Source organism: Paenibacillus sp. JNUCC 34 (assembly GCF_058269055.1).
The window spans coordinates 1549279-1574994 of record NZ_CM177770.1; the positions used below are offsets into that span (position 1 = coordinate 1549279).

Annotated in this window: 22 protein-coding genes and 2 pseudogenes; 19 read left to right on the forward strand and 5 right to left on the reverse strand. The window is 44.5% G+C overall.

Annotated features, from left to right (window positions below; translation table 11 throughout):
* The first annotated feature begins 19 nt into the window (after positions 1-19).
* Complete coding sequence (locus AC2TF5_RS07050) at positions 20-1291, forward strand: Gfo/Idh/MocA family protein (RefSeq protein ID WP_491301480.1); 1272 nt, start codon at positions 20-22, stop codon at positions 1289-1291.
* A 35-nt stretch (positions 1292-1326) separates the two neighbouring features.
* Entirely contained in the window at positions 1327-1452 is a 126-nt protein-coding gene (locus AC2TF5_RS07055; protein WP_491301481.1) for a hypothetical protein, read from the forward strand.
* Between the two features lie 22 nt (positions 1453-1474).
* Here AC2TF5_RS07055 and AC2TF5_RS07060 read toward each other — a convergent pair whose 3' ends face one another.
* A complete protein-coding gene (locus tag AC2TF5_RS07060; protein WP_491301482.1) occupies positions 1475-2668 on the reverse strand; it encodes an oxalate decarboxylase family bicupin in 1194 nt (397 codons plus the stop codon).
* Between the two features lie 260 nt (positions 2669-2928).
* Between AC2TF5_RS07060 and AC2TF5_RS07065 the strand changes: the two genes are divergently transcribed.
* Complete coding sequence (locus AC2TF5_RS07065; protein WP_491301483.1) at positions 2929-4887, forward strand: stalk domain-containing protein; 1959 nt, start codon at positions 2929-2931, stop codon at positions 4885-4887.
* Between the two features lie 49 nt (positions 4888-4936).
* Here AC2TF5_RS07065 and AC2TF5_RS07070 read toward each other — a convergent pair whose 3' ends face one another.
* The 3 genes from AC2TF5_RS07070 to AC2TF5_RS07080 all read right to left on the reverse strand — a co-directional run bounded on the left by AC2TF5_RS07070 (position 4937) and on the right by AC2TF5_RS07080 (position 7321).
* On the reverse strand, positions 4937-5968 hold the full coding sequence (locus tag AC2TF5_RS07070) for a YdcF family protein (protein WP_491302829.1): 1032 nt from the start codon (positions 5966-5968) through the stop codon (positions 4937-4939).
* 227 nt (positions 5969-6195) lie between these two features.
* A complete protein-coding gene (locus AC2TF5_RS07075; protein ID WP_491301484.1) occupies positions 6196-6876 on the reverse strand; it encodes a G1 family glutamic endopeptidase in 681 nt (226 codons plus the stop codon).
* A 112-nt stretch (positions 6877-6988) separates the two neighbouring features.
* Positions 6989-7321 (reverse strand): ribosomal protein L7/L12, encoded by a 333-nt coding sequence (locus AC2TF5_RS07080; RefSeq protein WP_491301485.1) that lies wholly within the window; start codon positions 7319-7321, stop codon positions 6989-6991.
* 283 nt (positions 7322-7604) lie between these two features.
* Here AC2TF5_RS07080 and AC2TF5_RS07085 point away from each other — a divergent pair, with 283 nt between their 5' ends.
* From AC2TF5_RS07085 to AC2TF5_RS07140, 12 genes and pseudogenes are all read left to right on the forward strand, one after another.
* Positions 7605-9005, forward strand: a complete 1401-nt coding sequence (locus AC2TF5_RS07085; RefSeq protein WP_491301486.1) for an ABC transporter substrate-binding protein — start codon at positions 7605-7607, stop codon at positions 9003-9005.
* 92 nt (positions 9006-9097) lie between these two features.
* Positions 9098-9988 carry a carbohydrate ABC transporter permease gene (locus AC2TF5_RS07090; RefSeq protein ID WP_491301487.1) on the forward strand — a complete coding sequence of 297 codons (891 nt, stop codon included), beginning with the start codon at positions 9098-9100 and terminating at the stop codon, positions 9986-9988.
* A 36-nt stretch (positions 9989-10024) separates the two neighbouring features.
* Positions 10025-10858: a carbohydrate ABC transporter permease gene (locus AC2TF5_RS07095; protein ID WP_491301488.1), complete on the forward strand. Its 834-nt coding sequence runs from the start codon at positions 10025-10027 to the stop codon at positions 10856-10858.
* 82 nt (positions 10859-10940) lie between these two features.
* Positions 10941-11420 (forward strand): annotated as a pseudogene (locus AC2TF5_RS07100) (aminoglycoside phosphotransferase family protein); the annotation flags it as partial.
* Between the two features lie 103 nt (positions 11421-11523).
* Positions 11524-12117 carry a TetR/AcrR family transcriptional regulator gene (locus AC2TF5_RS07105; RefSeq protein WP_491301489.1) on the forward strand — a complete coding sequence of 198 codons (594 nt, stop codon included), beginning with the start codon at positions 11524-11526 and terminating at the stop codon, positions 12115-12117.
* Between the two features lie 51 nt (positions 12118-12168).
* Positions 12169-12808: pseudogene (locus AC2TF5_RS07110) on the forward strand (DJ-1/PfpI family protein).
* A gap of 81 nt (positions 12809-12889) precedes the next feature.
* Complete coding sequence (locus tag AC2TF5_RS07115) at positions 12890-13903, forward strand: AI-2E family transporter (RefSeq protein WP_491301490.1); 1014 nt, start codon at positions 12890-12892, stop codon at positions 13901-13903.
* Positions 13904-14124: 221 nt separating this feature from the next.
* Positions 14125-14709, forward strand: a complete 585-nt coding sequence (locus AC2TF5_RS07120) for a nitroreductase family protein (RefSeq protein ID WP_491301491.1) — start codon at positions 14125-14127, stop codon at positions 14707-14709.
* 274 nt (positions 14710-14983) lie between these two features.
* Complete coding sequence (locus AC2TF5_RS07125) at positions 14984-15868, forward strand: carbohydrate ABC transporter permease (RefSeq protein ID WP_491302830.1); 885 nt, start codon at positions 14984-14986, stop codon at positions 15866-15868.
* Positions 15865-16689, forward strand: a complete 825-nt coding sequence (locus AC2TF5_RS07130) for a carbohydrate ABC transporter permease (RefSeq protein WP_491301492.1) — start codon at positions 15865-15867, stop codon at positions 16687-16689. The genes AC2TF5_RS07125 and AC2TF5_RS07130 overlap by 4 nt, the downstream gene beginning before the upstream one ends.
* 77 nt (positions 16690-16766) lie before the next feature.
* Positions 16767-18140, forward strand: a complete 1374-nt coding sequence (locus AC2TF5_RS07135; protein WP_491301493.1) for an ABC transporter substrate-binding protein — start codon at positions 16767-16769, stop codon at positions 18138-18140.
* A gap of 141 nt (positions 18141-18281) precedes the next feature.
* Complete coding sequence (locus AC2TF5_RS07140; RefSeq protein ID WP_491301494.1) at positions 18282-19595, forward strand: DUF1963 domain-containing protein; 1314 nt, start codon at positions 18282-18284, stop codon at positions 19593-19595.
* A 116-nt stretch (positions 19596-19711) separates the two neighbouring features.
* Here the strand turns inward: AC2TF5_RS07140 and AC2TF5_RS07145 are convergent, their stop codons facing one another.
* Complete coding sequence (locus AC2TF5_RS07145; RefSeq protein WP_491301495.1) at positions 19712-20866, reverse strand: acyl-CoA dehydrogenase family protein; 1155 nt, start codon at positions 20864-20866, stop codon at positions 19712-19714.
* A 213-nt stretch (positions 20867-21079) separates the two neighbouring features.
* On the opposite strand from AC2TF5_RS07145, the gene AC2TF5_RS07150 reads away from it, so the two are divergent.
* From AC2TF5_RS07150 to AC2TF5_RS07165, 4 genes are all read left to right on the forward strand, one after another.
* Positions 21080-22531 carry an RNA-guided endonuclease InsQ/TnpB family protein gene (locus tag AC2TF5_RS07150; RefSeq protein ID WP_491301496.1) on the forward strand — a complete coding sequence of 484 codons (1452 nt, stop codon included), beginning with the start codon at positions 21080-21082 and terminating at the stop codon, positions 22529-22531.
* A 330-nt stretch (positions 22532-22861) separates the two neighbouring features.
* Complete coding sequence (locus AC2TF5_RS07155) at positions 22862-24172, forward strand: WD40 repeat domain-containing protein (protein WP_491301497.1); 1311 nt, start codon at positions 22862-22864, stop codon at positions 24170-24172.
* A 166-nt stretch (positions 24173-24338) separates the two neighbouring features.
* The gene (locus tag AC2TF5_RS07160; RefSeq protein ID WP_491301498.1) at positions 24339-24965 is read left to right on the forward strand and encodes a hypothetical protein; all 627 of its coding nucleotides are present in this window, start codon (positions 24339-24341) and stop codon (positions 24963-24965) included.
* Positions 24966-24991: 26 nt separating this feature from the next.
* Positions 24992-25642 (forward strand): hypothetical protein, encoded by a 651-nt coding sequence (locus tag AC2TF5_RS07165; RefSeq protein ID WP_491301499.1) that lies wholly within the window; start codon positions 24992-24994, stop codon positions 25640-25642.
* The last annotated feature ends 74 nt before the right edge of the window (positions 25643-25716 follow it).

Here is a 25716-nt window from a genome sequence, read left to right on the forward strand (position 1 = left end):
CATAAAGGAGCGACACAATATGACTCAAATCAATGCCATATTGATCGGGGCAGGAGCACGCGGTGCCGGGGGCTATGCCCCCTATGCCCTGGATTACCCGCATGAGCTAAACTTTGTGGCTGTAGCCGAGGCTGATCCGGCGCGGAGAATTCGGTTTGCCGAGAAGCACGGGATTCCCCCTGAACGTTGCTATGAATCATGGGAGCCGCTGTTGGCAGAGTCTCGGGTAGCCGATATCGCGGTAATTTGTACGCAGGACCGTATGCATTATGGTCCCACAATGCAGGCTTTAAAGCAAAAGTACCACGTGCTCCTGGAGAAGCCAATGTCTCCGAATCCGAAGGAATGTCTGGAGATGGAGCAGGCGGCCATTCGTAACAACAGGCTGCTGACCATATGCCATGTTCTGAGATATACCCCTTTTTGGAGTACCATCAAACGGGTGATTCAAGAGGGAACTATTGGAGAGATCGCTTCGATCCAGCTGAACGAGAATGTGGGATATTGGCATATTGCACATAGCTTTGTAAGGGGGAATTGGAATAATTCCGACAAGGCCAGTCCGATGATTCTGGCCAAATCCTGTCATGACATGGATGTGCTGTCTTGGCTGATGGACCGGCCGTGCACACAGGTCAGCTCCTTTGGCTCATTGATGCATTTCCGGGAGGAGCAGGCGCCCGAAGGATCGACTGACCGCTGTATGGATTGCAAGGTGGAATCCACCTGCCCGTACTCGGCACCCCGGTTTTATTTGAGCAATGAGTACAAAGGATGGGCAGGGCATTTTACCCAGGAGCTAACCAAGCCGAACATTATTCAGGGACTTCGCGAAACGGACTATGGCCGCTGTGTGTATCGAAGTGATAACAATGTGGTCGATCATCAGGTCGTCAATATGGAGTTTGAGGGCGGTGCTACCGCCATGTTCAGCATGTGTGGGTTTACGTATGAACAGGAACGCAGAATTCAGATCATGGGGACCCGTGGAGAGCTTAGGGGAGAGGAAGGGAAAATCACGGTATTTGATTTTTTAACCGGTCAAAAAACGGAGATTTCGATTCCTTCGCAATCCAGCGGACATGGTGGGGGCGACAGTGGTATTGTTGCCAGCTTCCTGAGTGAGGTTCGTAACTATAACGGGCAGGAGAGTTTGACGTCGGCCAGCGCCTCCGTACGGAGCCATCTCATCGCGTTCGCGGCTGAGAAATCCCGGTTGAATCAAGGCCAATCCATTAATCTGAATGAATATGCACAGGAATTGATGGCAAAAGAAGAGACAGCAAAGTAAATCGAGAGCTATATATTACACTATATGAAAAATTCATGATAAATGAGATAGAAGAAGCTGCTGATCTTAAGGTCGCGGCTTCACAGTCTATGAGAAGAATAATGAATGAGATGAAACGCCGCTGCGTGATCGCAGCGGCGTTTTTGCGGGAACTGAAGTAAAGGATGACTAAGAGGATGTCAACTATTTGGGATAATAAGTATAAGGGGGATACTTAACGACCGGGGACTTCTCCTTACGCAAAGCGTCTAATGTATGGGGCCCGAGATGAAGATTGTTCTGTACAAGATCTCGAGGTGTAAGTGCCATCCACTGGTTTAAAGAAATATCTTCGAACCGGTCGCTTTTGAATATCTCCAAGAACCATAATGTTTCATGTCCAGTATTCTGAATGTAGTGTCCGAATGCAAAAGGTACATAACCGACGTCTCCAGCTCTGAAATCAAATGTCCTCGCCGCTCCGTTACCGGCAAACACGGTCATTCGTCCTTGTCCTGTAAGGTAATATTGCCATTCATCATTGTTCGGATGCCAGTGAAGCTCTCGCATCGCACCGGGCTCAATTTCGACCAGAGCAGCGGCAACGGTTGTTGATATCGGAAAATTGGTGGAGTCCACAATTCGTACGCTTCCGCCTGACATCTTCAGAGGAGGCTGGGCTAACAGCTGATGGCTGAAGCTAAGTGGAACGGTCCCATAGGGAGATTGAAGAGCTTGATTTTCCGCAGGTTTTGGAACTTCGGATTGAAAAATATAAACCTGATCTGATGGGATGCAGTCAAAGTCACTTTCGGGAACACCGAAATTTGCGGACAGCACATCCTTGGGGGTATGGGCGAACCAGTCGGAGATAGACAAGGTGTTAAGGTCAGAAAAATGCCCGTCATCAAACACGAGTAGGAACTCGCATCCTTCGGCCAACCCCTGAATGGAATGTGGTAACCCTGCGGGGAAATACCACAAATCTCCTGGGCCGACATCTGCAATAAAGTTTCGACCATTCTGATCTACAGCCGTTATTTGTGCATGGCCCCATATCATGTAAGCCCACTCTGCTTGTTGATGCCAATGAAGTTCGCGTACTCCGCCTGGGGTTAAGCTCATATTTACCCCTGCGAGCGTAGTGGCAATCGGAAGTTCGCGTATCGTAATTTCTCTTGACCAACCGCCATGATTGAGCTGCATATGCGTGTCGGAGAATGACATTCTTAGATTAGGCAGCAAACCCGCATCTGTAACTGGCGGAACTAACAGATCCGGATTTTGGATGTCCCTCATAATATCACGTGGACCGAAGTCAGGCCCGCCGGTACCATTTTTCCCAATTGGCTGTGGAACGATAAAAGGTTTTCCGTTATTTCGGGATGACTGTTTCATGAATCTGGATTCCCTCCCATCTACGAACACCAAATTAATCAAATCTTATAAGGTATTTAATATGAGCAATGGCTTGACCATTATGATGTTGAGAAATGTCTTCTTCCAGGCCTAATGGAAGATAAAGTTAATACATGGCATATTGAATGTACAAATATTTAAAGCGGAAGTATGCACGAAGTAGCGGAGGAAAACCTCTTATTTTGTCGAATAATCAACTATGTTGAAAAATATTCCAAAACTTGAAAGGGGTTATATTGTTGAGGAAGACGTTATATCATATCATCTTGATCGGTTTTCTGCTTGGCTTAGGTTCAGTCACTTGGACAGCCGGGCAAGCTTCCGCTGCGGACGCTTCTCCCCAGATTAAAGACATCATAGGCAAGAAAACATTATTGATGGAAGACGGCAGCATGTGGTCATTAATTAATGGTAACCAGGTTATTCGCACTCCGGGGAATATCGCATCGATTCACGGTACGGATTACGAGGGCATGGGAGTGACCAGCGATGGCAAGCTGATTCAGTGGGACATAGGAATGGCTCCACATGTTGTGAAGGACCAGACAGGAGTCAAGCAGGTGGCGGGTAATACATGGCTTAAGACGGACGGAACCGTTTGGCACAGAACAGGAAAAATAAAAGAACTCAACAGCATCTCGTTAATCAGTTATGGAGATCGGGAATTTGCGGCTTTGACCCAAAATGGTGATGTGCTGTTGGAAGACTCCTATAAACCGGGATCTTACAAGAAGCTGGGTACGATATCGGATGCGGCCTTCGTTACAGCTCTGACGGTACATGATAGCCGTGTCGCCTTGTTGTACAACAGCGGTAAAGTTGTTGTGTACGAAGTCCACAATTTTGATGATAACGGCAAAATCATCCCGGTTACGATTGCAGAAGACGCGGTTCATATCGTATATACTTCGGGAGACCCAACAGATCAATTACTGGTAACCCGTAAGGATGGTACGGTCTGGACTACAGGAAATTACAAGGATCGTTGGAAGCTGGCCAAACAGGTGCCTGGGCTGAATGATATAGAGAAGACAGCGGCTTTGGACAATTCCGAGAAGTTTTATGCGAAACGCAGCGGCGGTAGCTGGGTGATGTTCGACAAGGGGGATGTGAAGTCCGTCGACGTGCCAAGTGTAAAAAAATTGGATGTGTCGTTCTCTGATCTGAAGCCGTTTGTGGGCGATAAACTAAATGTCAGCATACAGGAAACATACACAAATGGAGCGAAAATCAAAGTTCCTGCTAGTAAGGCAAACATTGAGGTTGAAAAGCCGCATTTGCTTCAATTACAGTCGAACGACACGCTCAAAGTTCTCGGTGTAGGCGAGACGAAAGTCACGATAACTTCAAATGACATATCGAAAACCGTGACCGTATCCGCCAGTCTGCGTAATAACCTGAAATATTCCAAGCAGGCTGACGGCATCGTGTTTGTGCCTGCTAAATCGGTATTTCAAGCATTAGGCGGCACCGTTTCTTCATCAGGCGGGGGATTGGATGTGAAGCTCGGCGATACAAGTCTGTCGTTTAAGGCAGGCGATACCCAAGCCAAGCTGAACGGACAAGCAATCCAATTAAAAGCGGCTCCTATAAATGATAAACAAGGGACCTTAATCCCTGTCTCGCTGTTGTCAAACGCTCTAGGGGCTAGTATCAAATGGGATAGCAAGTTTAAGCAGGCTGAAATTTCTTTTGGAGAAGCAAGTATGACTGTTGTGTCCTCCGAAACGGCATCGTTAATCAAGAAAGCGGCCCAAGGCAGTCTATCCAGATTTATTGGAAAAACCTATTGGATTAACTATTTCCAAGGATGGGAACGTTTCTCGAAAGTTACAGTAACCGATATTGTACCGGATGACACAGGATCTTTCACGATTCTTTTTAGATCTGCAAAAGGTAAAACTTTGAAGAGCTATTCTATGTCATCTTCCAACGTTTCACAGCTGCTTGCGGATGAGACATATTTTTACAAGTTTGATCCGTACAAGAAATATAAATGGTCCGCATCCAGCTGGAAACTGATAAAAGCTGAACAAGTATCTCTCGGCATGACGAAGGATCAAGTCCGGATGTCAATCGGGAATCCAGGCAGCAAGAGTGTTACTGCCATTAACGGCCATACGATTGAGATATGGGAATACAGCAACTTTGATACAGTTTCTTTCGTGAACGGCAAGGTGTTTTTAATAATTATGTGATGATAAAAAAGGGAATCCAAAGTTGTTCATTTGGATTCCCTTTTTTTGTTTATTTAAACAAAAAATTAATAGTTGTCAGGAGTATAGAAAATCCCAAAATCGTCCCTCCCACAATGCTATGCCGTTTACGATTCATCACAATAATAGCAATATATTCACGAATCATTGCATTTGGCCAGTAATAGAAAGCGGTTTTTGAACCGATTCCTTGGCTCATTAACCCAGCTTGTTTTGCATATAAGCTAGCACGGAATAGATGGAAATTGTTTGTTGTGAAGATGCTGTTGTATTCGCTACCCTTTAGTGAATCCATAATTTGTTTTGAGAAAAGCATATTCTGATATGTATTTACAGAGCGTTCTTCTTTCAGCGTGTGCTCAGGAGGAATCCCTTTTTCTATAGCGTATATTTGCATAGCTTGGGCTTCGGGAAGGTTTTCATTAGGTCCTTGTCCACCAGAGAAAATAATTGTAGGCGGGGAAGCCACAGTCGCTTGTTTCCTATAAAAATCGATAGCTTTATTAATTCTGCTCGCTAAAAGTGGCGGTACTTTATCGTTAATTAAACCACTCCCAAGAACGATGATGAAATCCTGATTATTTTTTGGTCTGTTAAATTGATACAGAAAATAAGCAGTTAAGAAATTTGTTGAATGAAAAAAGAAATAAATCACAATTAATGTTGCCCCTGAAAACATATATTGGAAATTGGGGGATAAAAAACGAGCGGGATCAATAATTAAGAATAGGATCAATAATAAAAGGCATGTCCCCAAAATAAAAGTTAAACAGTTAGAAAATCGTCGTCCTTCTTTTTTCATAAGAATTTTCGCATTAAGAAATAATCCAACGGTTAAAGCAAATAGACCAAACGTTGATATAAAGAGAAAAATGAAGAATGGTGCAATGGCGATTAACCTGAGAATCGCAATGTCGGAGCTAAATGCCAAATAACAGAAAAAAATAAGAAATGAACAAAAAAACATGTTGAATAAAAAACCGTTTATTATTCTTCTAGGATCTGTTAAATAAAAGCCTAGAAAAATAATTAGTGAAATAAGAGTAATAATTCCAAGAAACATCACGTTTGTAGACACCTCAATTTTTTATATGAATCTTGCCTTGTTATTATATAATGAAAGTGTTGTAAAACCATCGAAAAAATTGATATAGATGACTGTTAGCATTTCATTTAATATTGCCAAACCATAAAAAATCATTCAAAACTCAGAACTAGATAAATTACATAATCGATAAGAAACAAAAGGAATCCAAAATGGTTTTTTTGGATTCCTTTTTCTGCTTTTTTTCAAGAACCTCTGATGACAAAAGTGTTGCCTGTCTGATTGGAACGGGTGGGAATGGAGATTATTTTGTTACCCTGAACCATAGTAATTCTATCGGCTTGGGTTAGCCTTGGGATTTTGCCGTTAACACGGTAGTTGGTAAATGCCACGGGAGTCAAGCGGGCTAATCGTGTATTGAGTCCTCCAACCTGGGGAGCTTCCACGATCCACTCTGCTGAGGCTTGCGGACCTGTGTAGCGTTGAAACGTGCGGAAAGTCCAATTTCGGGTCAAATTTTGGAGGGAAATCAACCATTTATTGAAGGTACGCTTGACGATGATGGCCTTCATACGATCTCCGGGATGAACAGGCTTAGCTATAATGGTTGCTGTAGCGGGGAGTATTTCCCACCAGGCATAGTATTGGGATTTTCCATTTACAAAATCATGACCGGTTCCGGTCTGAATCAGGTTGCTATTCTGAAAGCCGTCGATCCCGATCCAGGCGGAGGAAAAAGAAGTGTAGCGAGTAGGCCGAACGAAGGGGACATTCCACTCTGCTGATATCCGATGATATGCTCCTTTTTTTCCGGAGAGAGCGAATCCGCTCCAGTTGCTGGAGGACCAGCTTAGGCTGCGTCGAGTCTTGTCGGATTGTTCTATCACACAAGGTCGTTGTTGTTTTATAAGACTATAGATTCTCATTAGATCACCGCCTCTCAAGATGCATAGTATAAATTATGCTGCTCTGAGAGACGGTGAATGGGTATTCTGTTAAGAATATATCAATGTTAACAAATGTAGTGAAAGATTGAGGTTAATGGTCACGCTCCATATTATCTACGTAGTTTTTAGCTTCTAAAAGCGATATCCCTCTCGCTTCCCTCAGCATCTTGATAGCCTTAATCTTCTGATCCGATGCAAGTAATACATGGAGCCGTTCTTCCAGATCTGCGTCTATGCCGTGGGTATTTGGCTCAGAGACTACAGGCGTTCCTGATTTGTATGTTCGTGGGTTTTCCGGACGATTTTTCATCCACTCGAGGTCTGATTGTATGTCATTTAGTTTGCTCTGAAGGCTAAAAACTTTAATCAATAGAAGGAGGGAGAGGATGAGTGCGGCAATCGCGATAATTTCGGTAGTTTCCATTTGAGAGTCACCTTTCTTATCCATTAGTAAAAATGATAGTAAGTGTTTATTATAGCATTTTAGCATACATAGCTCTTGTAATGTTTAAAGTTGAAGTATGCACACAGCAGCGTCTTACAACAGATGCATGGGATTGTCTTGAGTCTATGGACCTTTTGATAAACTCCCATATTTTGTATGAGAAAAGTTCGTAATATCCATATCGATTATCAAATATGCTTTAGTAATGTGTTATGTAAACGCATACAAATTAGAATCGTTGCAGCCAAAAGGAGGGTGAAGAATGAAGAAAGGTAAGCGGTTAATATTTCTTATCGCAATGACGCTCTTATGTGTTTCTGTGTTGTTTGGTTGTACTAGCAAAACGGATAAACCAGCGGATTCCAGTAAACCAGGGATAGGGGAGGGAACACAGACTCCGAAGACAACCATCACCATTACCTTTAGAGATGACGGAATTGGAGAGAATGGAACGTTATATAAATGGATAAAAGAAGTAGCTGCAAGTTACCCAGATAAAAATGTGGAGATCAAACCGGCACCCATTCAAGCGTCTGAAGGAGATTATTTTGCTAAGGTCGCATTAGCATTGAAATCCAAAGATACAGCACCAGATATTGTAACAGAGGACACATTCATTCTGAACTCGGATGCAAGCGCAGGATTTCTAGAGCCGCTGGATGAGCAATTAAAGGGTTGGGAAGATTGGACCAACGGTTCCTTTATTGAAGCTATGAAAAAAGGCGTGACCGCAAGTGATGGCAAGGTATACGGGGTGCCATATAACACGGATTCCAGAGGGCTATGGTATAACAAGGAGATTTTTAAACAAGCAGGACTTCCTGAAGATTGGCAGCCGAAATCATGGGATGATGTCTTGAATACAGCCAGAACGATTAAAGAAAAAGCACCTGATGTTGTTCCGATCTGGATGAATATGGGCAAAGCAACAGGAGAGGCCACATCCATGCAGACCTATGAAATGCTTCTCTATGGCACCGGAGAAAGACTTTATGACGATGCCAGCGGAAAATGGATCATTAAAAGCCAAGGGATCATGGATGCGTTGACCTTTATTGAGGCGATAAATAAAGAAAAACTGGGTCCTCCGCTGTCTAAAGTGTTGAACGGGCAAGCAGGAAATACATCGACACGAGAATATTTGCCAAAAGGCAAGCTGGCGATATCGCTGGACGGATCATGGATTACAGGCAATTATTTCGCAGAGGGCGCTTCCCCGTGGCCGGAATATAAAGATGTGCTCGGTTTCGCTCCGATGCCGACACAACAAGGCCAGGCACCAGGTTCGATCACACTGGCCGGAGGCTGGGCGTTATCGATTCCAAGCAATTCAAAGCACAAAGAAGAGGCTTGGAATTTTATCAAATATGCACTTAATAAAGAGAACACTCAAAAGCTTGTTATGGCTTCAGGCAATATTACGGTTCGTGCCGACGTGGCCAAAGATCCTGAATACACCAAAATGCCGTTTAACGAAATTGCAACGGAATATTTGCAAAATGCTGAATTCAGACCTGCTCAGGAAAAATATCCTGAAGTGTCAACTCAAATCCAAACCATGGTTGAGTCCGTGACCACCGGAACCTCACCGACAGATGCGATGAATAAATACGCCCAAGATGTGACCAGAATTGTGGGCGGGGACCATGTAATGGAAAAATAATTGTAAAAAGCTTGCTCAAGTGAGTCCTCATGAACGGGAGCACTTGAGCAAGCGATTTTTTTCAGACTTAGCGGGCGGAAGGAGACCGGAACATGAGCAGTTTAGCAGTTCATGATTTTAATAAGAAGAGAAGGACCTATACCTGGCTCTATTTCTTACTTCCTTCTATTGCAATCATGCTAGTGTTTTTTATATATCCGATCTTGTTAACCTTCTTCTATTCCTTCACGAATCTTGCTTTAACAGGAGAAGCGGCCAAAGAGCTGAAATTCATCGGGTTTGATAACTATGTTCGAATGTTTGAAGATCCGACAGTCCGGGTGAGCATTTGGAACACAATCATCTTTTTGATCGGTTCTGCTGTCATTGGACAACAAGTGTTAGGATTTCTCATTGCTCTATTGATGAAGCATAAAAACAAAACATTCAGGCGTGTGATTGGAACGATTGTATTAGCTGGTTGGGTAACTCCGGAAATCGTATGTGCTTTATGTTTATACAGCTTTTTTGCAGATGAGGGCACACTCAATGCCATTATTACCTTCTTCGGATTTTCAGAGGTTACCTGGTTGTTTACCGTTCCGATGCTTACCATCATCCTGGCGAATATTTGGCACGGTACAGCATTCTCCATGCTTGTATTCCAAGCAGCGCTGGACGATGTTCCGAATGAGATTGAAGAAGCGGCTGTTGTGGACGGAGCGCCAAAGTGGAAGATTTTCACGAGAATTATTGTACCGTATATCAAAGGCACGATTACAACGAATATGATGCTGGTTACATTGCAGACGCTGGGTGTATTCGGACTGATTTATGCGATGACCGGAGGCGGGCCAGGCACTTCAACAACCACATTACCTATCTTTATGTACAATCAGGCTTTTGTTAATTATCAGCTTGGTTATGGAACCGCGATATCCTTATTACTGCTGCTTATTGGCATTATTCTCAGCCTGCTCTATATTCGATCGATGAAAGAGTAAAGGTGAAATGTTCACAAAACTTTGAGGAGAATTCATATGAATGCCAAACAACGTAAAGTGATTTATCGAATGATGCCGTATACGATTCTTACCCTGATAGGAATCTGTTTCGTACTGCCACTTCTGTGGGTTCTTGTTGCATCCATTGATTCCAATGCGATGCAATCCCTAAAGATGCCGACCCGGATAACCGGAGATAACTATGTGGATGTAATTACCAGTAGTGAAAATCAGCGTGCCTTTCTGATTGGTCTGATCATGTCCGTTGGCCAAGCTGTGCTCGTCGTATTGTTGGCACTGCTTGCGGCTTATCCACTATCACGCTATCAAATGAAGTATAAGAAGCCGTTCATGTTGACTATATTATTTATGACTTCCCTGCCGATCACGGCTGTAATGGTACCTGTATATCAATTGTTCCTCGGTTTGAAGCTGTATGATAACATTGTTGGCGTCATACTATTTTTTGTCGCCTCGTCGATGCCGTATGGAATATGGATGATGAAAAACTTTATGGATTCGGTGCCAAATGATCTGGAGGAAGCGGCTTGGGTTGATGGGGCTTCTGTATTCACCGGGATACGGAAAGTGGTCGCTCCTCTAATGGTTCCAGGCATTTGTACGGTTGCTATTTTTACATTCTCCGGAAGCTGGGGCAATTTTTTTGTACCGTATATTTTGCTGCAGTCACCTGAGAAGTTTCCGGCCTCATTAAAGCTGTATCAGTTTTTCGGACAATACGGTATGGTGGACTACGGTAGTCTGGCGGCGTTTTCGGTGCTGTATGCCATTCCGGCGATCATCATGTACATTTTGTCGCAGCAGTTTATGTCCAAAGGCTTCGGTTTGCAAGGCGGGACAAAAGGATGAGCCCGAAAAAATATTCGAGTATGAAACCATGTCGATATATCGACGTGGTTTTTTATACTCACTACGTACTTCTTCCGGTGCTTGGATAACCAACTATAAATCATGCGGGATTCATTTAGATGGAGATGATATTATCATCAACTTTGTGGAGGAAAATCGATATTTATTGAATGACCGCCCCTTAACTTTTCAACATGGTGACTATCACATTGGAAATATGGTTATTACACAGACTGATGAGCTGGGAATTATCGATTTTAACAGACTTGATCATGGAGATCCATGGGAGGAGTTCAATCGTATTACGTTTGATGCCGCTCTAAGCGGGCACTTTGCATCAGGCCGGATTAACGGATATTTTAACCATGATGTTCCGGATGAGTTTTTTAGATTAATGGCGTTATACATCGCAAGCAACCAGATTTCATCCGTTTCCTGGGCGATTCCTTACGGTGAAGAAGATGTTAATCTCATACTGAAAAGAGCCGAAGAAGTTTTGGAGTGGTATGATGGATTTCGGGAAAATGTACCAAGCTGGTATACATCTAATTTCTTTGAGTAATTAATTTGAAGCCGGAAACAATCATTTTACAAATGGAAATGTTCGGGTTATTATGAAGAGACCGAACGGTCTCTATTGTTGATACAGGAGGACAATAACCATAATGGGAAATGGTCAGGATACAAGAAATAGGATTATACAGCAATCCGCAGCCTTGTTTAATCAACAAGGTTACTCCGGTTCCTCAATGTCCGATATTATGGATGCTACAGGATTGAAAAAGGGAGGCATATATCGGCATTTTAAGAATAAGGATGAACTCGCGTTAGAGGCATTTAATTACGCGACGGAGGTGCTTAGAGGGACATATCGGGCTGCGATTTCAGGCAGAAAATCGGGCGAGGATAAACTGTTGTCTATATTATCGATCTATTTGGATCTCGTAGAGAATCCTCCTTTAGAAGGGGGATGTCCCTTATTAAACACAGCTGTTGATACGGATGACACACATCCGCTTTTAAATCAACGAGCACGCGAGGTCATGGATGAATGGTTATCGTTCATACAGTTTATTCTTCGAGAAGGAGTCGAAGCAAAGGAATTTAGGGCGGATCTTGATGTTGAGGAAGTATCTATTTTTCTTACATCCGCATTTGAAGGTAGTGTTATGATGGGAAAGCTCTATAGTAACAACGAATATGTAAGAAAATACTATAAGCAGCTAAAGCATTACATCCAATATTGCTTGAAGTCATAATTTTTTTTGCTATTTTGAGACCGAATGGTCTTAAGTGAAGGGGCGATAGGAATGAAGCAATGGAATGTAGGTATTTTACTTTTTGACCATGTAGACGTGTTGGATTATTCAGGACCATTCGAAGTGTTTTCTCTGACGGTTAAAGAAACGAATCAGGTGCCGGAGCTGTTACTGGGAGGTATAGCGAGTGAAGATAAACCTTTTTTGGTCAAAACGATATCACAAGATGGACAGCTTGTTTACAACCAACAATGGATTGAAAGTGCTGCCGGACTTCAGCTTTACTAGTCATCACCCTAAGTTTGATATCGTTCTTATACCTGGAGGCCCTCTAAAGGCCATAAAATGTTGTTTGAACAATCCAGAACTTCTTCATTGGATCTCATCCCAACATCGTTCAGAATGTATAATGGCTTCGGTGTGTACAGGAGCATTTCTGCTCGCTGAAGCAGGTGTTTTATCGAATTGTAAAGCGACAACCCATTCCTTGGCTTTAAATAATTTTGCGGATAAATATCCTGATGTTGAAGTACTACGAAATGTTCGTTTTGTAGATAATGGAGATGTGTTAACCTCTGCAGGAGTGTCGGCTGGAATGGATATGTCTTTGTATATCGTAGAGAAACTGTTAGGCGAGAAAGCTGCTCGAACCACTTCAACCACAATAGAGTATCCATATTATGGTTTGTAATTCGTTATTTTATTTCTGGCTAACGAATGAAGTGTAGCATATAATCATAGAATAGACATAAATACAAAACGAGGGAAGCCCATGGAATTTTTGCGAACATTTTTTGCCCAATCCATTGTAAAAAGAATACTTTTTCTTATGCTGGTTGTAACACTGCTATACAGCCTTCGGCATATGCTTAATTTAATACTTCTCTTGTTCCTGGTTACGTTCGTAATGGGGCGTCTTGAGGGGTTCGTAACGAGAAAGCTCAACCGTCTGTTTCCCGTCTCACCACTGGTGGTAAACATCGCCTTATACCTGCTTTTGGTAATCTCATTGGTGTTTGGCATTATCAACTTTGTGCCTAAGATTGTGGTTCAAGTTGTGGATATGTTTAATAACATTACTCGCTTCATGAATACTTCCCAGCAGAATGAATTTGTGGAGATGGCTGCTGCTGCACTTGAAAAGCTGGATTTCCAAAAATACTTGGGTAACGTAGTGAATTACATTATGATGCTGGGGAAATGGCTGGAAATCATTTTGTTCGTCTTGTTGTTAAGCTTTTTCTATCTGGTCCAAAAAAAGAAAGTTGTACAATTTACGGAGAAATTCCGTGACAGCAAAATTAGCTGGGCTTATAAAGAGTTCTACTATTATGGTAGGAAGTTCACTTCTTCTTTCGGCAAAGTAATTGAAGTTCAACTGCTCATTGCCGTGTTCAACACGATTTTAACGATCATCGGCCTCTGGATATTAGGTTTTCCGTATTTGTTCGCGCTCACGATTATGGTGTTCCTGTTGAGTCTTATTCCCGTGGCGGGAGTGATTATCTCATTTGTTCCTATTGGTATCATTGGATACCAGATTGGCGGTTTGAGTCTGGTGCTATGGACAATCCTTATGATTTTGGTTGTTCATGCCCTTGAGACGTATTTCCTTAATCCAAGATTGTATGCATCCAAAACGAAACTTCCGATGTTCTATACGTTTATCATTCTTATTTTTTCACAGCATTACTTAGGAATATGGGGGCTTATTATTGGTATTCCAATCTTCATGTTTCTGTTGGATGTGCTAGGTGTTGAAACGTCGGAGGAAACGACTGAATAAAATAGACCACACAAATATCACGTCATGTATGGCGTGTTTTTTGTTGTCACAATAATGTCAGAGTTAAGCTCATATTTACACAGTTATAAGCAATAATCACCTTACTTTTTTATAGTAACTGTGATAATATAGATGAAAATAACAGATTACATAAGGAGAGTTTATACATGAACGGAATAGCGAACTCATTCACCGAACTTTTAAAATCCAGGAGATCTGCAATGAAATTCATTCCGGATGTGAAGATCAGCCGGCAGGAGCTGGAGGAGATGTTCAATCTAGTCAAGTATGCGCCTTCGGCATTTAATTTACAGCATGCCCATTATGGGGTTGTGACAGATCGGACATTAAAAGAGCAGGTATATGAGGCGGCATACCGCCAGTATAAAGTTCTGACCAGCTCAGCGACTATTGTGGTTCTGGGAGATCTGGAAGCTTATCATGACATCGGACCGATGAATGAAGGTATGCTGAACCTCGGCATTATAGATAAGTTCGAATTTGATAAGAACGTTCGAGAAGTACATGAACTGTATGAATCTAGAGGAGAAAACTTCAAGCGAGATGAAGCGATTCGTAACGCAAGTCTGTCTGCTATGCAGTTTATGCTGATTGCCAAGGAGCGGGGATGGGATACTTGTCCGATGATCGGTTTTGACCCTGAAGCGATCCGGCAAACACTTCAAATCCCTGAAAGATTCGTACCAGTCATGCTTATTACACTCGGGAAAGAAGACACGAGCAAGCAACGGCCTCGCGGCTATCGCAAACCGAACGGAGAATTTGTAACATATTACGGTGAATAAACTCTCTGTCAAGTATTGTTGGATTATAAAAACGAATATTTGTTGACAATATTCGGGTGGCGAATGTAAGATAGGATCAAGATGAACATGTGATGGAGAACAGGAGAATCACATAAATTGCGTGTCTTTTGGCATGTGGCTTATGTGTTTTTTTGTTCTCTTTTTTTGTGGTTCTCATACCGCGGGTGGATACAGACAGAGATTTTAAAGAAAGGGGCAAATCGATTTGAGTAATAATGAAAGCGTTTTATCTGGTAAAAATACTAAAAGTAGGATTGTGAGGAGAAGAGAACGGGGGGAGCAGGCGTTAGCCTATGCGTTTTTAGCCCCTTCAGTCATTCTGTTTATTATGTTTTTGTTCTACCCGATGCTGAAATCGGTGTATCTCAGTATGACAATAACTGATCCGCGGGGGCAGGTCGCCGAATTTGTATGGTTTGAAAATTTTGCGAAGCTGCTTGGATCTGAAGCGTTTTATTCGGGGTTGGGTGTTACTTTACTATTTATTTTGTTCACCGTGCCTACTTCACTCGTGTGGTCGTTGTTTCTGGCTGCAATTACACACAATAAGCTCCGCGGTATGAAGGTGTTCCAGTTTGTATTTTCTCTGCCGATTGTTATATCCGTCGGTACAGGATCTATCATCTGGTTTCTCCTGTTTCATCCAACAGCAGGCATGCTGAATTACTTCTTGAGTCTGGTGAACATCAGTCCGATTCCTTGGCTGACTGATCCATCATGGGCGCTCATTTCGATCTCGTTGATGACGATATGGATGAACATGGGCTTTCTATACATCGTTCTCTCCAGTGGGCTTCAGGGTGTACCTGAGGAAATTTATGAAAGTGCCAAAATGGACGGTTCCGGCCCGATTCGTACGTTCATTCAAATTGTCCTTCCGCTGCTGTCGCCAACTATCTTTTTTGCGCTCATCGTATCGGTCATCGGCGCTTTTCAAGCATTTGGCCAAATCCATATTCTCACCAAGGGGGGGCCGATCAATTCGACCAACGTGATCGTGTACTCCATTTACCAGGATGCCTTCGTCAATTTCCGTTTCGGCATTGGCAGCGCGCAGGCATTGATTCTGTTTGTCATCATTCTGGCGCTTACATTGCTGCAGTTTAAAGTTCTTGAAAAGAAGGTGCACTATCAATGATAGCAAAAAGAACAACGGCCCTTTTCACATATTTGTTGCTGACCGTTTTAGCGCTTGTAGTGTTATATCCTCTCCTATTTGCCGTGTTTTCTTCGTTTATGACCGTGCAGGAAGTTTCTAACTTCCCGCCGCCGCTTTTTCCATCAAGCTTTTATTTAGGGAACTTTGCAGAGGCTGTATCCGGATTTCCGATCGTGCGTTTTATTCTGAACAGCTTTATCGTATCCACGGCCATCATGATTTGTCAGGTGATAACATCAAGTCTTGCAGCGTATGCTTTCTCGTTTCTGAAGTTTAAAGGGAAAGCCTTGCTGTTTGCGCTCTTTCTCTCCACGATGATGATTCCGTGGGAAGTTACAATCATTCCGAATTACTTGACGATCAAGGATTGGGGCTGGATGGACAGTTATCAAGGCCTCATTGTGCCGTTTATGGCAGGCGCATTTGGGGTGTTTCTGCTGCGGCAGTTTTTCCTCCAGCTTCCGGGTGAGCTGTTTGATGCAGCAAAGATTGATGGCTGTGGTCACCTACGAAATTATTTCTCTATGGTGCTTCCGTTGTCACGTTCGGCCATTTCCACTCTGGCGGTATATGTGTTCTTAACCCACTGGAATCATTACTTGTGGCCGCTCCTGATCACGAACAAGGCATCCATGCGGACAGTCCAGATCGGGGTAGCGATGTTGCAGCATGCCGAGGTTATGTCGTGGAACCTGATATTAGCCGGAGTCACACTGGTACTGCTGCCATCCTTTATACTACTAGCTTTCGGAGTCAAACAACTGGTGCGCGGCATTACGGCTGGCGCGGTCAAAGGGTAACTTTTGGTGATTCGCCTGTCTACCAATCAGGCTTGTCATATAAGTTGATGATTTAAAAAGGGGAGGAAAATGAAGAAATGAGAAAAATGAGATGGGTCAGTCTGCTGCTCGCCACCATGATGCTGCTCATAACGGCCTGTAATGTAAACATGGGCGAGGAAAAAAAACCACAGCCAACCGATAACAAACCTGGGACTGAAACGGAAGTCAAAGCCGGGACGCAGAAGGTCGTGTTCTGGCATGCGATGGGTGGGGCCAATACGAAGGTTGTTGACCAGCTCGTAGCTAACTTTAATGAATCCCAGGATAAGGTACAGGTTGAAGCGGTGTACCAAGGCGACTATGACGATTTATTAAGCAAGCTGAAGGCGTCCATGGGAACCAATGATGGACCATCTGTTGTACAGATGTATGAAATCGGCAGCCGGTTCATGATCGATTCCAAGTTGATCAAACCGATGCAGGATTTTATCGACACGGACAAATGGGATGTCAGTCAGCTGGAGTCGAACATTAGTGGATATTATACATTTGATAACAAGTTGTACTCCATGCCGTTCAATACGTCGAACCCGATTTTGTACTATAACAAGGATTTGTTCAAGGATGCGGGGCTGGATCCTGAAAATCCGCCAAAGACGTTTGAAGAACTGAAAGCAGCGGCAGACACAATTTCGAAAAAAGGAAAAGCGGTTGGTGCTAACTTTGCAATTTACGGCTGGTTTATGGAACAGTTGTTTGCGAACCAAGGTGCAGAATATGTGAACAACGGCAACGGCCGGGACGGCCTCGCTACCGAATCGCTTGTGAATACCGAGGCTGGTGTGAAAGTGCTGACCTGGTGGAAGGACCTGATCGATACGAAGGCGGCTAACAATCTGGGACGTAAAACGGACGATTCCAAGAAGGCATTCTCTGCTGGTCAGGTTGCTATGATTCTCGATTCCACTGCAGCCTTGAAAGGGTTGGTTGACAGCAACACAGGTAAATTTGAAGTAGGTACGGCATTTCTTCCTAAACCGGCAGATGCTAAGGATGGCGGAGTTATCGTTGGCGGCGCCAGCCTGTGGATGATGAACAACCGTCCGGACGAGGAGCAAAAAGCGGCGTGGGAGTTTATCAAGTTCCTGACTTCTCCTTCACAACAAGCGTACTGGCATATCAATACCGGCTACTTCCCGATTACAACCAAAGCGTATGAGGAAGAAAGCGTGAAGGAAAACCTGAAGAAGTTCCCGCAGTTCCAAACAGCGATTGATCAGCTGCACCAAACGAAATTGAACAAAGCGACGCAGGGGGCGGTGATGGGGGTATTCCCGGAAGCGAGACAGATTGTCGAAGGTGCGATTGAAGAGGTGCTCAATAACAAAAAATCACCACAGCAGGCTCTGGATGATGCGGCAAAAGAAATTACGTCCAAAATCCAGGATTACAACCGTACAGTGAAATAAGATGCTTGTGGAGAAGCACTTCCCGATTTCGATCGGGAAGTGCTTTTTCTATCGCTTTGTTCACAATTTTCCAATTTAGAAGTAATATCATGTTAACGGAAGACATCAACATGAATGATAGTTTTTTTAGGAGGGCCCCTTATGACAGAGCGAATTCCATGTAAGAGCCAAGACTGTTCAGCAACCATATTGCCGAACACAGCTGCAAGAACGGGCGGTTATTGCATGCCGTGCACGCAGGAGATGGAACGGAAAGAACGGCAGCGTTATATCAAACAAAATCGCAGAGATGTGGATTTGTATGCGGGAATAACGGATCCGGTGGAAATTCTCAAGATTATATATCATCATCCCCCGTATGATCCCTTGATTCGCTATATCCCTTATAAACAGAGTAAGGAACAGGTTTACTCCTCCTTATCGTTTGAGGACTCCGGTAAAATGCTGGACAATGCCATGAATCTGTTGGATTCAGGAGAAGAGGAAACGGTGCAGGACATCTTATTGTCGCTAGTTTGTTATAAGAATATGTCGATTGCTGATTATATCCCTAAGCTGATGGAACATGAAATATATTACCCAGGGATATTGTTTAAGGATGCGTCCAAGGAAGTTCGGGATCAATTACTGGATCAGATACATCATGATCGGGAAAACCGTAATCATCTGTTACTTGCTTTGGCTTGGATTGGCGATGAAAAGGTTGTGCGAAGCTTTCATCAATGGAGGCAGTCACCGCCGGAATGGGCTGAGGAGCTCTATGTGTCTCCAGAGTGTTATTCACATGAGGCAGGATGGGAGCTTACCAAGAGTGGGGAGCGCCGGAATTTATTTCACTTCACCAGCTATGCGGTGGAGAAGGTAGACAAAGAGGATGATTTCGTAAGGGGAACGGATAAATCCGCAATCTTTCTGGAGGAGCAGTCATCCGCTTGTCCATGGTGCGGTGGCAAGTTAACAACGCTGGTTGATCTGGATGTAAAGCAGGCGTCACTTCGCTTTTTAAGCCTGGGTGAAGATAGGGAGTTTGAACGGCTTATGGTAAGCACCTGTGTTCATTGCAGCTGCTATCATACGATATTTATGGACATTGACAAGAACGGAGAAAGCGGATGGAGCAAGGCCAATCAAAGACCGGAATATTTACCGGATATCGATCCCGATGATTTCAATGATGAATATGTCCATGCGGGGAAAAATTTAAGATTAGCTAGTATGCCTCGAAACAGCTACTATGCCGCAGACTGGACCCTTGAACCGACCATTTCGCAGATCGGCGGACATCCTTCATGGATTCAGGACGCTGTGTATCCGGTATGTCCCTGCTGCTTTGAAAGTATGACCTTTATCGGACAATTGAATTGGGAAGAGGTCGAGGAATATGGTGAAGGAATCTACTACATGTTCCTGTGTTCGGATTGCAGAGTAACCGCGACTTTGTTCCAGCAAACTTAATTCAAGTCGAGAGATGCCTCTTTCGGCTTCGTTTTTTCATCATAGAATCCTCATTCCTTTTGGAGCGTTGGGCATCCCTTTTGTAGTGAAGCGGCGCATTAGCTTCTTAGCTTCTGTTAATTCTCATTCAATGCTTCTGCTGCCAGTTGATTCAGCACCGTGGTATCCATCGGGGGATTATGCAATCCTGCACGGATGTCACGGTAATAACGTTCTAGCGGCAAATCCTTGGACAGACTTGATCCGCCTACGATGCGCATAGCCAGGTCCACAACGGATAACGCATGGTTGGTCACAGTGTATTTGGCGAGTCCAAGCTGTGCCCGCATGGATGATCGGGCGGAAGGGTCGCGGTCCCACCGATCAGCAGCTTCATACATGACCGTTCGGGCAATGCGAAGTTCGCCTTCCATTTTTCCAATGGACTGTTGTACGGTCGGAAGGGTTGCAATGGAAGCTTGAACACTGTTGGGTTTATAGGATTTGGCATATTCCAGAGCAAAATCTCTCGCAGCAAGGGCAATGCCCATGTAGCATGCCGGAATGTGAAGAAGCCATCCGCCGCCGTCATCGGTTCCCTTACCGGTAATCCGGGAATTGTCGGATGCAAAAGCTTCGTTTAACAGAACATCATGACTCCCGGTGCTACGCATGCCAAGCGTATTCCAAGTCTCATCGACGGTGGTCCGGTCACTCCGGTCAATGAGAAATTCTCCAACTGTGTCTTCTTCTGGAACATAAGCGGTTACGACGAACCGATCCAGTATCGGAGAAAGTGTGCTGAACGTTTTACGGCCTGAGATATGCCATCCGCCTTCAGTCCGCACAGCGGTCGTTTCGGGTTTGCCGCCGCGACTGGGGCTGCCCGTACCAGCTTCACTGGCGAACACGTTCATCATAGCGCCTTGAGCTACGACGTCCCTGCACAGATCCGCATACAATGCTTCCGGCCATTTTCCTGTCGTTCTCAGATGCAGCATTTGGCCCAGATGCCATCCTACGGCCAAAGCCGTAGAGCCATCGCCATAAGCGATCCGCTCCTGAACCTGTACCATCTCATACAGCGAAATTTCATCACCGCCGTATTTGCGGGGGACGGTTAGTTTCAAATAGCCCGCCCGCCGAAGATCGTTAAAATTTTCAAACGGAAAGCTTCCTTCCGTATCATGGATCGGTGCTCTTTTTGCAAAGCGATCGGTTAAGATATTCACCTGTTTTAATCGCTCTCGCTCCGCTTCATTCCGTATATAATAATCGATAAAACGAGTCATGGTATGTCACTCCTTATCGGATCGGTATCTATCAACACCACCGAGAGGACACCCACTTCAAGTGACAAAGGAACTAAGTGGGTGGTGAATCGGTGATATCTCTCGAAATACTTGCTAATTTTTTTGCGAATTCTTTACAATTCTCCCCCACTAAACCATCATATGTGGTAAAATAAAGCAGAACATATGTTTGGTTTCAGGGGAGGTTAATGTATGTCTGAACCTACATATCGAACCTATCAAGTCTGGATCAAGCCTGGTCATCGATTATTTTCCTACTCGGAGCAGATGTGTCAGGGCGCCAAGAACTTGTACAATACGACCAACTTTTATATCCGCCAAGTGTTCACCACACTTAAGCAGGACAAACCCTTAGAGCCACTGCAACAACAAGTCATCGGCACGTTACGCGCGAACATCGATCTGATGAACCTGCGTCAGCTTGAGGCCCATCAATCCAGACTTCGCAAACAACTTTTTAAACCTACTGACCAGCGCAAAGGTTCCCGTTGCAACCTGTTCGAACTTCCATCTAAAGACTCTCCCTATCTCGATTTCCCCTTCCTGGATAGTTTGTTCAAAGTGATGGATCAAGCGGATTACCGAGCGCTCCCTACGCAAAGCAGCCAGTGGGTCATGAAAAGCGTATTCACCAACTGGAAGTCTTTCTTTGCTAGCATCAGAGATTACCGCATGAATCCTGACAAGTATACCGGAATACCGCGCATTCCCGGTTATGCCCGCTCAAGAACTAAAGAAGTCGTTCTCACCAGCCAGGATTGTCAGATCAAGGATCGTAAGTACCTCAAACTCCCAAAGACGAAGCACCGTCTCAACATTGGCAAGCTAGGAACCATAGATGGGGACTTCAAGATGGTACGCATTGTTCCGAGATATGGGCAATATGTCATGGAACTGGTGTTTACATGCCAGGCTGAAACAGCTGATCTGAAGAAAGAGAAGGCGATGGCGATTGATCTCGGTATTAACCAGCTTGCAACCATTGTCACCAATACCGGTCATAGACCCGTTTGCGTGAAGGGCAAGCCGCTCAAAGCGATCAATCAGTTTTACAACAAACTCACGGCACACTATACCAGCATTCTCCGGCAAGGCAAACAGCCGCACGAAGGAGCGCATACATCCAAGCGACTCGAGCAATTGCATCTGAAGCGCCACCGAAGGATCAAGGACTTCTTCCACAAGACGAGTCATTGTATTGTTAGCTTGGCTGTAGAACAACAGATCGGGACGATCATTATCGGATACAACCAAGGATGGAAGGTGGAATCCGATATAGGACGACGAAACAACCAATCATTCTGTCACATCCCGCATCAGATGCTCGTCTCGATGATCCGCTACAAAGCCGAAGCACTCGGAATCGAAGTGATTCTCACCGAAGAATCGTATACATCGAAAGCGAGTTTCCTGGATCGCGATCCCTTGCCCAAGTATGAAGAAGGAGTTTCTAGGACCTTCTCTGGCAGACGAATTCATCGCGGGCTGTACCGTAGCACGAAGGGCTTTATCCACGCCGATGTGAATGGTGCGGCGAACATCTTGCGCAAAGTATTCCCAAAGGCATCCGCCGATGGGATAGCGGGGTTGGGCGGTAACCGGTCCGTCAACGTGTCAACTCCACTGATGCTAAGCATCTCGTAATAATCAGAGATAATACGTCAGAAACCTCCACTTCAACCGAAGTGTAAGCAAAGGTAAGTGGCGGGAGTATTCATGCATACATTTTATCATATGAATGAAATAATCCCTAGAATTCCGGTTGTGTTAAATGGGATTTGCGTATTGTTTGTAATGCACCTTCTATATACTTTTTGTAAGGGATGCTATCGAAGCTTTTGATCCCGATTTTATTATATGTGGCGAAGTCTTTTACTGATCTGTTGAGGGAATCCAACCACAATTTGAAAACGAATATAGAAGAGATAGAATACTGATTGAGGAATACGTAGGAACAATATGGGAGGAATAAGAATGAATTGGTTGAACCGTGAAGCCGCAGCTGCTTGGCGTTCGGAAGGACATCGCTATGCCAGAGAGATCAATGAGTATGTCAGGCTCGGAATGGAATCAGGATGGGACAAGAAATTGAAAGAGCCGGAGAACGATTCCCGCAGTAAACTTGCAGCAGGTGTCTGGAAGATGATTCGGGAAGCGAACAAGGCAGGAGAGGTGGAACAGCTCCGTCAAGAGCTGCCTGCGGCAACATGGCCGCTGGTTGACAGTTACAAGGAGGATACACGAGCGATAAAATCCATTTCATTTGTGGGATCTTCGGTTATCTTCTGCGCCGGAACCTCTTGGGAAGAGGGGGCTGTCTATACAGCTGGAGAGCATGATATTTGCAAGATGTCGGAGTTAAGCTTAGTCGGACGCTCTGTCCAAGGCTCTGTATACGCGTTAGTCGGGCCAGCCGATATCCGCTTGATTCGTAATCCGAATATGCAACTGCAGGGAGAGGAGCTTGCCGTCTTTTCTTGGTCAACGATTAAGCATCAGCTAAAGGAAGAGATGCCGAATTTGGAGACACTTGCGGATTGTGAGCGGCCGGATCAGATTATTGAAGAAGTCATTCCTTTTTCTGATGGGAGTGGACTGCTGCTGGTTAGCAGTGAGGGCATTTATTTGATCGGGAAGGATCGGACGCAGCTGCTGCATCCGAGTGCCAGCGAGCTTGAAGAATACGAAATGGACAATATCTCCATCGCTATGGCCCACGGCTCTGTTTCTCCTGATGAACGGTGGCTCGCTTTTGGAAGTCAATCGAGTGATCATCTGCTACTGGACCGGAGTACTGGAAAGGTGCATAGCATTTATCCAGAGTCGAGTTATCCACATTACAGTGTATTTACTCATGACGGACAGCAGGCATGGTTCAATTCATGTCATTTCTATAATGGTTCGACTATAAGGGTTCCACTCGATGAAGTGTTATCGGGAGCATCCGATGAGCGGGAGGAATGGCCGCTGGCGGAGGATGGTGCAAGGGTATATGCGGCAGCAGTCCTTTCTGACGGCGTTGTGCTGGGGGATGCCTACGGCTATTTACGTATGATTGATGGAGAGGGAACGGAGCTGTGGCGTCATTTTGTCGGCAGTACGATTTCCGGGATGGCCGTTTCGGATGATGAAGGCGTGTTGGCTGTTGGTACTTACGGTGGAATGCTTCATCTGCTTGATCTCCGGGCGGAATCAATGGATGAGTATAGCATTGGAACCGGAACGATCCGGGAGCTAGGACGATATGTCGTATGGAAGAGCGAAGCGGAGCCTCTGCGGTGGTAGCTGAGAACATGAACAAGGGTAGATTAAAGTTGGACTAGATACCTTGTTTTATATTTATATCCTAGGAATCGTATTGGGCTTTGTTTCAGTATGGTTGTGGGCAGTTCTCACGTAAGACTAAGCTGCAGGCCGCTTTTTACTCAAAAAAACCGAAGGAGGAAGGACGATGCAGCGTTTTGTAGACGAGCTCGGATATCCATATTCGTTCCGCTATGTTCTCCGTCAGGGAGGACAAGTGGCCGTGAAGTGTCCGGATTGTCGCGGTCTTGCTTACATATACGGAACAGAATGCTTGAAGGAAGTAAGATGCACGAATTGTTTTTATCATGAGAAGGAAAAAGAGCAATTCCGTCATACAGCCAGTGGTGTATGCGGGACGTGTGAAAGATGGTTTAATGAGGAACTGCATGATGACAACCAGCTTGCCCATAAGCATATTCATATTCCATGCCCCCATTGCGGCGCAGTTAATCAAGTAGCCGTAGAGCAAAAATCCGGATCACTGATGTATCGTACCGATATTCGAGATGGAAAGGATCCTGTGTTTCAATTGGAGCTTTATTATCTGGATTATTTGCGCGGCAAACCGGTATGGGCGGTGAACCGGGAACATCTGAATTATTTGCTATCCTATCTGTCGGCCACCCTTCGTGAGAAACCTGTCGGTGCCATGAAATGTACGGCTTCCTATTCAGTGCCCAAATATATGAAGGAAGCGAAAAATCGAGATGCGGTCGTAAAAATTTTACGGAAATTGCAGCAAAAAGCTCCGGTCAACACGCAGGGTGGATAGCGGCACCATTTATGAGGAGAGAAAACATGATGAGAAGAAACCCGGTTTTTAAATTGATCTTATTTATCGTCGTGGGGACTCTGCTCATTCCTACCTTTTTTGTCGCCCGTTCTTTCGGTGTATTCCAGAAGGAAATGGTGCTGACGAAATACAAGCTCGCTGTTGAGGAAGACGGTAAATTGTATGATGCTTGGCCTCTCTTCGACAGTTTTGCGGCGGTAGATAAGAGGGGAGAAGATAAGGCTTTTTATTATCGGATCGAGGGTACCAGTACTCATTATCTGCTTCAACTAGCGTATGGAAAATATGAAACTGTTCCTTCGAAGGAAAATCCTTTTTTGGCGGGCAATGTCCGGTATGATATGGATGCCAAATTCGTTGAGACGGAGAAGGAGTATATCAACGCCAATGATTACACGGAGACGTACGTCTTTTTTAATAAGCAAAAAGAGCCGGTTTACCGTTATAATCCGGAACAGAAACCAGATAAGACATACATTAAATCGATCATCGCGGCAGGCATGACACGAAACAGCGTCAATGGCGGAAGCAGTGCAGCAAAAGATCCTTATCTAAACGTTACCCGATTGTTCAGGGACAAGCTGGGGATCGAGGTCAAGGTCGAACTGGATGAGGAGAATAAGCTGGCCATTCTTTCGATGCAACCGTTGAAATGATAAGAAATATTATCGAACTATCGGTTTGGATCGATTAGAATAAGAGGAAGCAGATAGGGATATATCCCAAATGG

Coding starts and splice junctions, on each gene's coding strand:
- AC2TF5_RS07080 (WP_491301485.1), bottom strand. CDS start 7,321: ATGGAAACTACCGAAATTATCGCGATTGCCGCACTCATCCTCTCCCTC.
- AC2TF5_RS07075 (WP_491301484.1), bottom strand. CDS start 6,876: ATGAGAATCTATAGTCTTATAAAACAACAACGACCTTGTGTGATAGAA.
- AC2TF5_RS07120 (WP_491301491.1), top strand. CDS start 14,125: ATGAAATTCATTCCGGATGTGAAGATCAGCCGGCAGGAGCTGGAGGAG.
- AC2TF5_RS07160 (WP_491301498.1), top strand. CDS start 24,339: ATGCAGCGTTTTGTAGACGAGCTCGGATATCCATATTCGTTCCGCTAT.
- AC2TF5_RS07145 (WP_491301495.1), bottom strand. CDS start 20,866: ATGACTCGTTTTATCGATTATTATATACGGAATGAAGCGGAGCGAGAG.
- AC2TF5_RS07090 (WP_491301487.1), top strand. CDS start 9,098: ATGAGCAGTTTAGCAGTTCATGATTTTAATAAGAAGAGAAGGACCTAT.
- AC2TF5_RS07115 (WP_491301490.1), top strand. CDS start 12,890: ATGGAATTTTTGCGAACATTTTTTGCCCAATCCATTGTAAAAAGAATA.
- AC2TF5_RS07085 (WP_491301486.1), top strand. CDS start 7,605: ATGAAGAAAGGTAAGCGGTTAATATTTCTTATCGCAATGACGCTCTTA.
- AC2TF5_RS07060 (WP_491301482.1), bottom strand. CDS start 2,668: ATGAAACAGTCATCCCGAAATAACGGAAAACCTTTTATCGTTCCACAG.
- AC2TF5_RS07055 (WP_491301481.1), top strand. CDS start 1,327: ATGATAAATGAGATAGAAGAAGCTGCTGATCTTAAGGTCGCGGCTTCA.
- AC2TF5_RS07070 (WP_491302829.1), bottom strand. CDS start 5,968: ATGTTTCTTGGAATTATTACTCTTATTTCACTAATTATTTTTCTAGGC.
- AC2TF5_RS07165 (WP_491301499.1), top strand. CDS start 24,992: ATGATGAGAAGAAACCCGGTTTTTAAATTGATCTTATTTATCGTCGTG.
- AC2TF5_RS07150 (WP_491301496.1), top strand. CDS start 21,080: ATGTCTGAACCTACATATCGAACCTATCAAGTCTGGATCAAGCCTGGT.
- AC2TF5_RS07135 (WP_491301493.1), top strand. CDS start 16,767: ATGAGAAAAATGAGATGGGTCAGTCTGCTGCTCGCCACCATGATGCTG.
- AC2TF5_RS07130 (WP_491301492.1), top strand. CDS start 15,865: ATGATAGCAAAAAGAACAACGGCCCTTTTCACATATTTGTTGCTGACC.
- AC2TF5_RS07155 (WP_491301497.1), top strand. CDS start 22,862: ATGAATTGGTTGAACCGTGAAGCCGCAGCTGCTTGGCGTTCGGAAGGA.
- AC2TF5_RS07050 (WP_491301480.1), top strand. CDS start 20: ATGACTCAAATCAATGCCATATTGATCGGGGCAGGAGCACGCGGTGCC.
- AC2TF5_RS07105 (WP_491301489.1), top strand. CDS start 11,524: ATGGGAAATGGTCAGGATACAAGAAATAGGATTATACAGCAATCCGCA.
- AC2TF5_RS07095 (WP_491301488.1), top strand. CDS start 10,025: ATGAATGCCAAACAACGTAAAGTGATTTATCGAATGATGCCGTATACG.
- AC2TF5_RS07140 (WP_491301494.1), top strand. CDS start 18,282: ATGACAGAGCGAATTCCATGTAAGAGCCAAGACTGTTCAGCAACCATA.